Below are 12,684 nucleotides of genomic sequence, written 5' to 3' on the forward strand. Positions count from 1 at the left end.
GAAAGGGTGAATGGAATGAAAATTGTATTTATGGGGACGCCCGACTTTGCAGTTCCTGTATTAGAAAAAATTATAAATAAGGGGTATGAAGTTTCTTTGGTAGTGACACAGCCGGACCGGCCGAAAGGAAGAAAACGAGAACTGACCCCTCCTCCAGTGAAAGTAGCTGCAGAAGAAAACAATATCCCGGTGTTTCAGCCGGAAAAAATTAAAGAAGATTATGAGGCAGTGCTTTCTGTCTCTCCTGATTTAATCATAACTGCTGCTTTCGGACAGATTCTTCCAAAAGTAGTGCTTGATATTCCTAAATTAGGTGCGGTAAATGTCCACGCAAGTCTTCTTCCGAAATACAGGGGAGGAGCACCCATTCACCAGGCAATTATTGATGGTGAAAAAGAAACCGGTGTAACTATTATGTATATGGTGGAAAAACTGGATGCTGGAGATATGCTGCTAAAAAGAGCAGTTCCTATTTCTCCTGAAGATAATACAGGTACGATGCATGATAAATTAAGCGCTCTTGGCGCAGAGATGATAGAAGAAATTCTCCCTGCAATTGAATCAGGCGAGATACACCCGCAAGCTCAAGATGAAGAGAAAGTTACTTTTGCACGGAATATTACAAAGGAAATGGAAAAAATAAACTGGACAAATACGGCATCACAGGTAAATGATCAGGTGCGGGGGCTCGTTCCATGGCCGGTCGCTTATACGGTGTTTGATGATAAAAGAGTGAAAGTCTGGAAAACGCACGCAGTAAATGAACATACGAACCAGGAACCAGGAACAATCATTAAAGCAGAAGGCAGGGATTTTTGGATTGCCTGCGGAAGCGGAACAATTTTAGCGCTGCAGCAGGTACAGCCTTCCGGTAAAAAGCCGATGGATATTCCCACATTTCTAAATGGACAGGGTAAGAATTTAAAACCGGGAATACGTGCAGAGGTGACCGATGAATAAAAATTCAAATGTCCGTGAAGCAGCCCTTGATGCACTGCTGAAAATCGAAAAAAACCAGGCTTACAGTAATCTGCTCCTGAATGATATTATCAATAAAAAAAGTTTGTCTGCTATAGATGTGCCTTTATTTACTCAAATAGTCTATGGAACAATTCAGCAGAAAAAGAAACTTGATTTTATCCTGGAAAGTTACAGTAAGAAACCATTGGAAAAACTAGAGAGCTGGGTTGTTACACTTCTGCGTTTAAGCTTATTCCAGCTCATGTTTCTGGATAGAGTACCTGACCACGCAGTACTGAATGAAGCAGTAAACATTGCTAAAAAAAGAGGACATAAAGGTATTGCTGGTTTAGTAAATGGAATGTTAAGAACTTACTTAAGAGAGGGAAGCCCCTCATTCGAAGCAATCAAGGATCCTGTCAAACGTCTCGCAGTAGAAACTTCTCATCCGGAATGGATGATCGCCAGATGGACAAAGCATTACGGCAGAGAACAGGCTGCGGCAATTGCAGAAGCTAATAATGAGGCACCGGTTACTTCCGTCCGGATTAATGAAATTTCCGCGAAAAAATCCAGTGTGATTAAAGAGCTTGAAGCAGAAGGATTATCAGTGGAAGAAAGCCCACTGTTGTCCAATGCTTTAAGAGTGAGAAATGGTTCAGCAGCAGCTACGGCAGCATTCAGAGAAGGCAGGATCTCCATTCAGGACGAGGGTTCAATGCTCGTCGGAATGGCTGTATCCCCTCAAAAAGGAGAAACTATATTAGATTCATGCGCTGCACCGGGAGGAAAAACTACTCATATTGCGGAATTGTTAAATAACACGGGTACGGTCTACAGCATGGACCTGCATGATCATAAAGTAAAACTGATTAGTGAACAGGTGCAGCGGCTTCACCTCAACAATGTAATCACACAGACAGGGGATGCCCGAAAAGTGGAAGATCTGCCGTTGTTTGACCGAATATTAATAGATGCCCCCTGTTCCGGATTAGGTGTAATTCAAAGAAAACCAGATATGAAATGGTCTAAAAAAGAAGAGGATATTACTAGACTGGTGCAGATTCAGGCAGATATTATGGATCACATCTGGAAATTTCTAAAGCCGGGCGGAGAATTGATTTACAGCACATGTACAATAGACTATGAAGAAAATGATTCGCAGATTAACAGATTTTTGGAAGCACATAAAGATGCAGCACCTAATCTGAAACTTATGGAAAAGTTTCCTGCAAATTTAGTAGAACATTTTGATTCAAAAAACACTCTTCAATTACTGCCAGGTAAATATGGGACGGATGGATTTTTTATAGCTTCTCTATTAAAAACATCTGAATAGCGCATAGCGGGGGGATAATCGGTGGAAAGAAGTTACGGGACAGATCAAGGACAAGTCAGGAAACATAACGAAGACAGTGTAACTGTGTCGAAGCGGAATTCAGGCGAATTTATGGCTGTTGTCGCTGACGGTATGGGAGGCCACCAGGCTGGGGATGTAGCCAGCCGGCTCGCATGCGAAACTTTAATTACTTATTTTCAGGAATTTGAAGAAATATTCGAAGTAGGCAATACGACAAAATGGCTGAAAACCACAGTGGAAAAAACAAACGAGATTTTGTTTGAATATCAACAGACACATCCAGAGTGCAGAGGCATGGGGACTACTTTAACTGCAGCAGTCTGTACAAATGAATTTTTTGCCTATGTAAATGTTGGAGATTCACGCTTATATTATCAGCAGGGAAAAAGTATGCGGCAGGTAACTTCAGATCACTCTCTTGTGGGAGAATTAGTAAGGCAGGGTGAATTAACAGAAGAAGAAGCAGAAGTACATCCACGAAAAAATGTCTTGCTCAGGGCTTTGGGTACCGATGAACTTATTGAGAGTGATACAGGATTAATCTGCTGGGATGAGGACGACGCTGTATTTTTATGTTCAGATGGGCTTTCTAATAAATTAAGTGATAATGAAATAAGAGAAATGTTTCTTTCTGAAAAAAACATAGATGCCTTGCCTGGTAAATTTATTGAGATCGCAAACAAACGCGGGGGAGAAGATAATATAACTGTAGCGATTGTTCGCAACAGCCCCAGGGACGTGAATCATACATGATAGGGAAAAGAATAAACGAAAGATATAAGCTGATTCGTCCAGTTGGCGGCGGGGGTATGGCTGATGTTTATTTAGCAAAAGATTTAATATTGGACCGCTACGTTGCAGTAAAAATGCTTAAGAGCCAGTTTTCCCAGGATGACGAATTCATTAGAAGATTTCACCGGGAAGCGGAAGCTGCCTCAAGTCTTTCTCACGAACACATTGTTTCGATTTATGATGTAGGAGAAGAAGAAGACCTTTACTTTATTGTGATGGAGTATATTGAGGGGCAGACTTTAAAGGAGTATATTCAGGAGAATGGTCCCCTGTCAGTAAATGAAACGATACGTATTTTAAAACAGATAGCTTCTGCAGTCAGTCATGCACATACAAATCGAATTGTGCATCGGGATGTAAAACCGCAGAACATATTAATGAGTGTAGATGGTGTTGCCAAAGTCGCTGATTTTGGTATTGCAAGAGCAATCAGTGAAGCTACGATCACACACACAAATTCTATACTTGGCTCAGTACATTATTTGTCACCTGAGCAGGCTCGGGGAGGACAGGTAACCTATAAGTCGGATCTTTATTCAGTCGGCGTAATCGTATATGAAATGCTGACTGGAAGTGTTCCCTTTAAAGGAGATACTGCAGTCTCTGTAGCTTTAAAGCATTTGCAGGAACCACTGCCTTCAGTGAAAGATGTGAATCCTGACATACCGCAGAGTGTAGAAAATATGATAACTAAGCTTACAGCGAAAAATCCAATTCATAGATTTGAGTCTGCTGAAGACCTGTTACTTGATTTACAGACAGTTCTTGAGACATACAGGTTAAATGAAGCACCCCTTTCATTTGACGAAGATGCAGATAAAACTAAAGCAATACCTGTAATTCCTAAATCATTAAATCAGCCGGAAGAAGATACGATTGTTCATAATCAGCCGGCAGTTCCACCAGAGGAGAAAAAGCAGAAGAAAAAATGGAAAAAATGGGCGGCAGCCGGAATGATCCTTGCAGCTGGACTTATTTTATTTGTAATTTTTGTTCTGCCACAAATACTGCGGGTGGATGAAGTGGTGATTCCGGAAGTAGAAGGCCTGCCTTCAGAGGAAGCAGTAAGTGAACTGGAAGAGTTAAACCTTGAAGTGAATCTTCAATTCAGGGAAGAAGAAAATATTCCGCCGGATCACGTAATTACAGTGCGGCCAGGAGAAGGAACTTCTGTTAAAATAGGATCTTCAGTTACGTTAATAGTAAACGAAGAAAATCAGGAAATTGCTATGGAAGATGTATTAGGAATGAACCGGGATGATGCAGAAGAAATCCTCAATGACTTTTCTTCAGTGTCTGTAGTAATGGAAGAAACGACAGAAGAAGAAGAAGGGATTGTATTAGATCAGGATCCTTCCCCGGGTGATGAAATTATCCCTGAGGAAACCGATGTTGTTTTGACTGTAAGTGAAAGAGCAGTATTTACGCTTGGAAACCTATATGGGATGTCGAGACAGGAAGTTTTGAATACGGTGGGAAATGAACCTTATGTAATGCTTTCATTTGATGAAGTCTATGACGATTCCATGCAGGAGGGAAGAGTAATTGAACAAGAGCCTTCCAGAGGAACTGAACTCACTGAACGGACTTCAGTAACAGTTACATTTTCACGGGGACCTGAGCCGGTGGAAGAGCCTGTAGAAAACGAAAGTGATTCTGCAGAGAATAATAATGCCGAGGGCGAAGAAAATAACAATGCAGACAGCAACGAAAATAATAATAATGCAGAAAATGAGGAAAACAGCGTTAATGAAGAAAGTTCAGAAGAGCCAATTTCTGCGGAAGTGCCATTTCTGGTAGAAGTACCGGAAGCGGAAGAAGAAGAGGGAGGTCCATATCAGATACGAATTTCGGTAATTGATAGTGACAATGCCACACCTTCAGAAATTTATGAAGAAGAAATAACTGAAACTACTGAATATCAGGTGCCATTTACGTTAGGACCTGACGAAACTGGATATTTAATACTGCAGGTAAATGGAGAAGAATTTGAAGATTCACCTTATGAATATTCGTATGAAGAACTGCAGGAATACAATTAAGCTCAGGAGGGGTGTATGGCTAAAGGAAGAATTGTAAAGGCGCTGAGTGGATTTTATTATGTGGAAAATGAAGATGGTATTTTTCAATGCAGAGGCAGAGGTAATTTCAGAAACAGAAAAATCACTCCACTTGTCGGAGACTGGGTTACATTCGAAGCAGAAAATCGTACTGATGGTTATGTGCTTGCAATTGATGAACGGAAGAACGAACTGGTGCGGCCTCCCATTGCAAATATCGATCAGGCGATATTAGTTTTTTCTGTAAAAGAACCTGATTTCAGTACACATTTACTGGATAAATTTCTCGTGCATATTGAAGCAAATGAGATTGAGACAATTATTTGTCTTACAAAAAAGGATTTAGGTACCCAAGAGGATGTAACTGAAAAAGTGAAGGTCTATGAAATGGCAGGTTATCAGGTACTTTATACATCTATGGAAGATGAAGAATCCGTACAGACGCTGACCCCAGTACTCAGTGGGAAAGTTTCTGTTTTCGCAGGGCAGTCAGGAGTAGGGAAATCAACTTTATTAAATGTTTTAAAGCCGGAACTGAAACTTGAAACAAATGCAATTTCTAAGAGTCTGGGAAGAGGAAAACATACTACCAGGCATGTAGAATTAATTAAGCTGACGCAGGAAAACGGTTATGTTGCAGACACCCCCGGCTTCAGTTCGCTCGATTTTCGGGAGATTGAGGCTGATACGCTTTCCCATCAGTACCCGGAGATGGCGGAAAGAATAAACGACTGCAAGTTTAGAGGGTGTACGCATATAAATGAACCCGGCTGTGCTGTAAAAAGAGCGGTGGAAGAAGGAGATATTGCTCAATTCAGATACGACAGCTACAAACAATTCCTGGAAGAGATTCAATCGATAAAAAGGAGATATTAACTGATGACTGTAAAAATTGCACCTTCTATTTTATCTGCAGATTTTGCCAGACTTGCAGAAGAAATAAAAGAAGTGGACAAAGGTGGAGCTGATTATATTCATATCGACGTAATGGATGGTCACTTCGTTCCTAATATAACTATCGGACCTTTAATTGTAAAAGCAGTACGACCACACACCAATCTGCCGCTTGATGTACATTTGATGATTGAAAATCCGGATATGTATATTCAGGAATTTGCAGACGCCGGCGCTGATATTATCAGCGTACATGCAGAAGCATCCAGGCACCTGCACCGCACAATTCAGCTGATAAAAGCGAGTGGTGTAAAAGCGGGCGTTGTGATAAATCCTTCTACCCCCGTTTGTATGATAGAGCCTGTCATAGCTGATGTAGATCTAGTTTTACTAATGACAGTGAATCCAGGCTTCGGAGGCCAGGCATTTATTGAATCGGTGCTGCCGAAAATTGAACAGGTAAGAGAGCTTGGAGGACCGGAATTAGATGTAGAAGTTGATGGGGGAGTTAACAGAGAAACAGCGCTGCTTTGTAAAAAAGCAGGTGCAAATGTGCTCGTTGCTGGTTCTGCTGTTTTTAATAAAAAAGACAGAGAAGCTGCAATTGCAGAAATCCGCGGCACCGTGTAAGTAAGTTAATAAAACTAAGCCACAAGGGGAGTCCTTAGAAGGGCTGAGAGGGAGCTGTAAGCTTCGACCCTGACGCACCTGCAAGTTCATGCTTGCAAAGGGATAGTGGAGTAGATGACGGTTGTATGAACAGCTGCCTGCTCGGCAGCTGTTTTTTTGCTGTATTTATTTTATTAATCTTAAATGAGGAGTGATTTGTATGGATAGAAAAAAACTCATTGTATTACTGGAGGTTGCTTTGATGGTAGCCCTGGCTGTCATATTAGATCTGATAACGCTTTTCCGCATGCCTTTTGGCGGTTCCGTAACCCTGTCTATGCTGCCAATAATCGTGATTGCCTACCGAAGAGGGGTAAAAGCCGGAGTCACCACGGGATTTTTGTTCGGTCTCGCAAATCTGATGTTCGGTCCTTATGTGGTGCACTGGGTGCAGGCAGTGCTGGAATATCCAGTAGCATTTGCAGCAGTAGGCCTTGCGGGAATTTTCGCTTTTCAGGAAAAACTTTCAGTTAAAAAGAAGTACTTGTACTTAAGTGCTGGTATCGCACTTGCGGTATTTCTACGTTTTACAGCTCATTTTACCGCAGGAATAATATGGTTTGGGGAGTTTGCACCGGAAGGTACTCCAGTGGCAGTATATTCTTTTCTGTATAATCTAAGCTATCTGGGCCCAACCTTTGTATTATTATTAATTGTCATGATTTTATTTGCACGTGCAGGTAAAAGAGTCCTTCATCCGGAAGCATAAGAAGCGTAAGGAGGAGTATATTTGAAGTTTGTATTAATGGCGGGAGGACCGGAATTTTTAATTCCTCCTTTAGATCACATTGAAAAAGATTATCAGGGGCCTTTCTCTTGGATAGGTATTGACAGAGGAGCATACGCACTAGCAGATAAAAATATCGGTATGACTGCAGCTGTGGGTGACTTTGATTCTGTAACAGCAAACGAATTTCAGCAGATTCAGGGTAACGCCGCACAAATCATTAAGCATCCAGCGGTAAAGAATGCTACAGATTTGGAGCTCTCTGTGGAATTTGCTGTAAACAATGGTGCTTCTGAGATTATTCTGCTTGGTGCAACCGGTGGCAGGCTCGACCACGCTCAGCTGACGATCCAGCTGATGCAGATTTGTGAAATACCACTATATATTGTCGACAAGTTTAACCGGGTGCGCCTTCTCCAGCCCGGGAAGCACGTCCTAACGCGGTCAGCATTTAAATATGTGTCATTTCTTCCGGCTGGGGTGCAGATAAAAGAACTAACATTACAGGGATTCAAATATGAGATTGAGAAAATGCATATTCAAAAAGGGTCAAGCCTGTGTGTTAGTAATGAATGGGATAAAACTGAAGCAGTGGTGGAGTTAAAAGGGGGAGATGCTCTTTTTATTGAAAGCAGAGATAATATATAGAAAAGAAAATAAAAAGAGCTGCCCCGTCAATCGTGTGACGGGGCAGCTCTTTTTAATTAAACACGCTGTACTTTACCAGATTTAAGTGCACGAGCGGAAACGTATACGCGCTGCGGCTTACCATCCAGCATAATTCTTACTTTTTGAACGTTAGCGCCCCAACGGCGTTTCGTAGCGTTAAGTGCGTGAGATCTTTTATTTCCAGTAGATGGACCTCTACCAGTGATTACACATCGACGTGACATTCATATTCCCTCCTTCATCAAAACTAACATAATTCATACTTAAACATTGTAGCACTGTCGATTTTGGAATTCAAGAGTTAATTTAAAGTGAAAAACCTTGACAGTATCTGTCGATTTAAAGCCGTTATTATGCTATTCTCGAAGACGGACGCAGGAGAGCGCTTTTAAAATTATATTAACTGTAGTAAAATAACGTTAGCCTTTCAGCAAAAAATTCCTCAGAGGAGGCATTCCGAATATGACGATCGAAATTAACACAAAATATGGAAATATTGACGTTTCAAGAGAAGTAGTAGCCGTAATCGCAGGTGGAGCTGCGGTTGATTGTTATGGAATTGTGGGAATGGCTTCCCAAAAACAACTTAAAGATGGCATTACTGATTTACTCGGTAAAGAGAACCTGGCAAGAGGTGTAGTAATTCGGGAAGAAAATGAAGAAATTAATATCGATATGTACATTATTGTAAGCTATGGAACGAAGATTTCTGAGATTGCTTACAATGTACAGCAAAAGGTGAAATACCAGCTCGAGCAGATGCTCGGCCTTAAGGTGGACACTGTTAACATATTTGTATCAGGAGTAAGAGTAACTAATTAGTTTAAGCTAGGAGGAACATACGTGGCAATTAATCATATTGATGGAGAAAAGCTCACGCAAATGCTATTGGAAGGCGCGGCGAATTTATCCAGCAATTCACAAAAAATCGATGCTTTAAATGTATTTCCGGTGCCGGATGGAGATACCGGTACAAACATGAATTTAACGATGTCTTCCGGGATTAAAGAGGTGCAGGAAAAAAATTCTTCGCATGCAGGCAGTGTGGGAGCTCATTTTGCAAAGGGTCTCCTTATGGGTGCAAGAGGAAATTCCGGAGTTATTCTGTCGCAGCTTTTCAGAGGTTTCTCAAAAGCTGTGGAAAAAGAAGAACAGCTTTCTGTGGAAAGTCTTGCGTCAGCTCTGCAAAATGGAGTTGATACTGCCTACAGAGCAGTGATGAAGCCTGTGGAAGGTACTATTCTTACTGTAGCAAAAGATGCTGCCGCAAAAGCGCAGGAACTGCAAAAAGAAAAAGACTGCATTGTTTTTATGGAAAAAGTACTGGAAGAAGCAAAGGCTTCTTTGGACAGAACTCCTGATCTGCTTCCTGTTTTGAAAGAAGTAGGAGTAGTAGATTCCGGTGGTCAGGGTTTAGTAACTATTTATGAAGGGTTTCTCGCAGTTTTAAAAGGAGAAAAGATCACTCATAATGCCGGACAGGCACCTTCTTTAGAAGAACTTGTGAAATTTGAACATCATCAATCAGCGCAGAGCCATATGTCTACTGAGGATATTGAATTTGGATACTGTACTGAGGTAATGGTAAAGTTCGACGAGGAAATATTAAGGAAGAACCCTTATAATGAAGATGAATTCCGTAATAAGCTTGATGAATATGGTGATTCTCTTTTGGTTGTGTCTGATGAGGATTTGTTAAAAATACATATTCACGTAGAGTATCCCGGTACCGTAATTAATGAAGCACAGCAGTACGGCTCTCTGGTGAATATAAAAGTTGAAAATATGAGGGAACAGCATACTTCTATTTTAAGCGAAGAACAGAACAGGGAGCCGGCATCGGAATCACCCAGCGATTACGCCGTGATTACTGTAGGTTTGGGGAGCGGAGTCAGCGAGTTGTTTAAGGGCCTAGGTGTGAAAAAGATTATTGAAGGCGGTCAGACTATGAACCCTTCCACTCAGGACTTCATTAAAGCTATTGAGGAAGTAAATGCTGAGAAAATCATTCTTCTGCCTAATAACAGCAACATTGTTATGGCAGCCAATCAGGCTGCAGACGTAGCAGAAGTGGAAGTGGAAGTTGTTCCTTCTAAAACGCTTCCGCAGGGAATGGCCGCTATGCTCGCTTTTAACGAAGAGCATTCGCTTCAGGAAAATGCTGAAGCTATGAAAGAAGCACTGCAGCATGTTAAAACAGGAGAAGTAACTTACGCTGTGCGTGATACAAGTATTAATGGGGTAGACATTAAAAAAGGTGATTTTATGGGCATTTCTGAAAAAGAAATTGTCTCCAGCGGTTCTTCTGTTTCAAAAGCTGCAAAAGAGTTGATTGACGCTTTGATAGATGAAGAAAGTGAAATTTTAACTATTATCTATGGAGAAGATCGAACAGAGGATGAAGCGCATAAATTATCAGATTATATTGAATCAAAATTCGAAGATATAGAAGTTGAAATTCATGCTGGTCATCAACCACTTTACTCATACATTATCTCTGTTGAGTAGGTGTGGCATAAGGAGATGAATATAATATGAGCAAGGTTATGATCGTAACAGATTCAACAGCTGACATTCCTGGAGAGCTGGCAGAGAAACTTGAAATTCAAGTAGTTCCTTTAAAGGTTCATTTTGGTGAGGAAGCCTACGAAGATGGAGTAGACCTTTCACCAGAAGAATTCTATAAAAAATTGAACAGCGAATCAGTGATGCCTTCTACTTCCCAGCCCACCCCGAATCAATTTGAGGAAGTATATCAAAAGCTTCACAAAGAACATGCACCTGATATTATTTCTATACATTTATCATCTAAATTAAGCGGAACCTTTCAATCTGCTTACATTGCTCAGCAGACACTCGGCGAAAGTGTTTCTTTAGAAGTCATCGACTCAAAACGTGCCTCTTACGCGATAGGGGTAATTGTGGTGGAAGCAGCACAAATGGCTCAGCAAGGCAATCCGAAAGAAGAAATTATGGCGAGAATCAATAAAATGCTAGAAGACACAAATGTATTTTTTATGGTGGATACACTGGAGTATCTGCAAAAAAACGGGAGAATAGGCAAAGCTTCAGCACTAGTAGGATCCCTTCTTAAAATAAAGCCTATTCTATCTCTTAATGCAGAAGGTGAAGTATATCCTTTTGAAAAAGTAAGAGGAAACAAAAAAGCGGTTCAGCGGATTCTTGCAGAATTCACCAAGCTGTATAATGCGAAGCCGCTGCACGTCGGAATCTCTCATTCAGAAGCTGAAAAAGAAGCCAGAGAGTTTATGGACACGATGAGAGAACAATTTGATATTCGTCAGGAAGTTATAACAAATATCGGCCCTGTCATTGGAGCACATGTGGGACCGGGAACGCTTTCTATTGCAGTTACCCCAGTGGAAAGATAATCGAGAGAAAAATTGCGCCTTTACAGGGCGCTTTTTTTTTATCTGCTTTCGTGAATAGATTTTCCCCTTCCTTTAAATCCAGCAGTACTTGCCGGATACTCCGGAATAAAAGCCGGTTTCTTAACAGAAAGACTGGAATGTCAGGACTTTTTATAAAGTAATATTATTATTGGCACTGGAGCCGCTGTGTCCGCCTCCGGGACAAATCAGGACGAGCAGAAGATTGATGGGGCCTTCTTTGTTTTTTGGAAAACCTAGAAAGCATACTGCATCAGGATGATTGCACAGCATAGCTTTTAAATAACCTGTATTACTAAGGAGTAAAGGGTTATTCGTTTCCCAAATTAAATAATGAAGATTTATAATGCAGTTGAATTTATGCTGTTAGAAGAAAAATGAAACAATCGTAGCCTCAAACAGAATGTTTTGTTATTATATTGAGGGAATATGTATAGTGACAGCGCTTTCTTTAATAAGTTTTCAGGAGGATGAATGATGAAATATAGAAGTGTATTTGAGATTATAGGCCCGGTAATGATAGGTCCTTCAAGTTCACATACTGCGGGAGCGGCGAGAATTGGCCTGGTAGCCAGGCAGCTGTTTCTATCACAGCCGGACCATGTAACGTTCAGGCTCTATGGTTCTTTTGCGAAAACTTACCAGGGGCACGGGACTGATGTAGCCTTGTTAGGAGGAATTCTTGGGTTTGATACGAGTGACCAGAGACTTACAAACGCATTTACTGAAGCCGAAGACGCTGACTTAACATATGAATTTATTGAAGAAAATGAAGTGAGCAGGCATCCGAATACTGTGAAAATTGAAATGAAAAAAGCTGATAAAGAAATGTCATTGGTTGGCATATCTATTGGCGGAGGTAAAGTGGAGATTACAGAACTAAACGGCTTTGAACTTGGTTTGAGCGGGAATCATCCAGCAATTTTAGTAGTACATCATGACCGCTATGGAGCCATTGCTTCTGTCGCTTCAGTGCTTGCAGAAAAGAAAATCAACATAGGACATATGGAAGTTTCCCGGAAAGAAGAAGGAAAAGAAGCTTTAATGGTAATTGAAGTGGATCAAAATGTTTATGAAAGCACTTTAGAAGAAATATCGAAGCTGGAACATATAACACAGGTAACGAAAGTTCATGAGTAAAGG

13 protein-coding genes are annotated in these 12,684 nt (G+C 41.0%); 12 read left to right on the plus strand and 1 reads right to left on the minus strand.

Going from position 1 to position 12,684, the window contains the following annotated elements; all coding sequences use genetic code 11:
- Positions 1-15: 15 nt before the first annotated feature.
- The 8 genes from fmt (at position 16) to BLP92_RS01415 (ending at position 8,110) form a co-directional block, all read left to right on the plus strand.
- On the plus strand, positions 16-960 hold the full coding sequence (fmt, locus tag BLP92_RS01380) for a methionyl-tRNA formyltransferase (RefSeq protein ID WP_090839851.1): 945 nt from the start codon (positions 16-18) through the stop codon (positions 958-960).
- Positions 953-2,299, plus strand: a complete 1,347-nt coding sequence (gene rsmB, locus BLP92_RS01385) for a 16S rRNA (cytosine(967)-C(5))-methyltransferase RsmB (protein ID WP_090839853.1) — start codon at positions 953-955, stop codon at positions 2,297-2,299. The genes fmt and rsmB overlap by 8 nt, the downstream gene beginning before the upstream one ends.
- Positions 2,300-2,320: 21 nt before the next feature.
- Entirely contained in the window at positions 2,321-3,073 is a 753-nt protein-coding gene (locus BLP92_RS01390) for a Stp1/IreP family PP2C-type Ser/Thr phosphatase (RefSeq protein ID WP_090839855.1), read from the plus strand.
- Positions 3,070-5,154, plus strand: a complete 2,085-nt coding sequence (gene pknB, locus BLP92_RS01395; protein ID WP_090839857.1) for a Stk1 family PASTA domain-containing Ser/Thr kinase — start codon at positions 3,070-3,072, stop codon at positions 5,152-5,154. The genes BLP92_RS01390 and pknB overlap by 4 nt, the downstream gene beginning before the upstream one ends.
- A 15-nt stretch (positions 5,155-5,169) precedes the next feature.
- Positions 5,170-6,048 carry a ribosome small subunit-dependent GTPase A gene (gene rsgA, locus BLP92_RS01400; RefSeq protein ID WP_090839858.1) on the plus strand — a complete coding sequence of 293 codons (879 nt, stop codon included), beginning with the start codon at positions 5,170-5,172 and terminating at the stop codon, positions 6,046-6,048.
- A 3-nt stretch (positions 6,049-6,051) separates the two neighbouring features.
- Complete coding sequence (gene rpe / locus BLP92_RS01405; RefSeq protein WP_090839859.1) at positions 6,052-6,696, plus strand: ribulose-phosphate 3-epimerase; 645 nt, start codon at positions 6,052-6,054, stop codon at positions 6,694-6,696.
- A gap of 199 nt (positions 6,697-6,895) precedes the next feature.
- Entirely contained in the window at positions 6,896-7,444 is a 549-nt protein-coding gene (gene thiT / locus BLP92_RS01410) for an energy-coupled thiamine transporter ThiT (RefSeq protein ID WP_090839861.1), read from the plus strand.
- A gap of 21 nt (positions 7,445-7,465) precedes the next feature.
- Entirely contained in the window at positions 7,466-8,110 is a 645-nt protein-coding gene (locus BLP92_RS01415) for a thiamine diphosphokinase (protein WP_090839863.1), read from the plus strand.
- 56 nt (positions 8,111-8,166) lie between these two features.
- Here the strand turns inward: BLP92_RS01415 and rpmB are convergent, their stop codons facing one another.
- A complete protein-coding gene (rpmB, locus tag BLP92_RS01420; protein WP_090839865.1) occupies positions 8,167-8,355 on the minus strand; it encodes a 50S ribosomal protein L28 in 189 nt (62 codons plus the stop codon).
- 238 nt (positions 8,356-8,593) lie between these two features.
- Between rpmB and BLP92_RS01425 the strand changes: the two genes are divergently transcribed.
- The 4 genes from BLP92_RS01425 to sdaAB all read left to right on the plus strand — a co-directional run bounded on the left by BLP92_RS01425 (position 8,594) and on the right by sdaAB (position 12,681).
- Positions 8,594-8,953 carry an Asp23/Gls24 family envelope stress response protein gene (locus BLP92_RS01425; RefSeq protein WP_090839867.1) on the plus strand — a complete coding sequence of 120 codons (360 nt, stop codon included), beginning with the start codon at positions 8,594-8,596 and terminating at the stop codon, positions 8,951-8,953.
- 21 nt (positions 8,954-8,974) lie between these two features.
- Positions 8,975-10,639 carry a DAK2 domain-containing protein gene (locus BLP92_RS01430; protein WP_090839869.1) on the plus strand — a complete coding sequence of 555 codons (1,665 nt, stop codon included), beginning with the start codon at positions 8,975-8,977 and terminating at the stop codon, positions 10,637-10,639.
- Between the two features lie 26 nt (positions 10,640-10,665).
- Positions 10,666-11,523 (plus strand): DegV family protein, encoded by an 858-nt coding sequence (locus tag BLP92_RS01435; protein WP_090839871.1) that lies wholly within the window; start codon positions 10,666-10,668, stop codon positions 11,521-11,523.
- A 495-nt stretch (positions 11,524-12,018) separates the two neighbouring features.
- Positions 12,019-12,681, plus strand: a complete 663-nt coding sequence (gene sdaAB, locus BLP92_RS01440) for an L-serine ammonia-lyase, iron-sulfur-dependent subunit beta (RefSeq protein WP_090839872.1) — start codon at positions 12,019-12,021, stop codon at positions 12,679-12,681.
- Positions 12,682-12,684 lie beyond the last annotated feature (3 nt).

It is taken from the genome of Alkalicoccus daliensis (assembly GCF_900103955.1).
GTDB classification, from domain to species: domain Bacteria; phylum Bacillota; class Bacilli; order Bacillales; family Salisediminibacteriaceae; genus Alkalicoccus; species Alkalicoccus daliensis.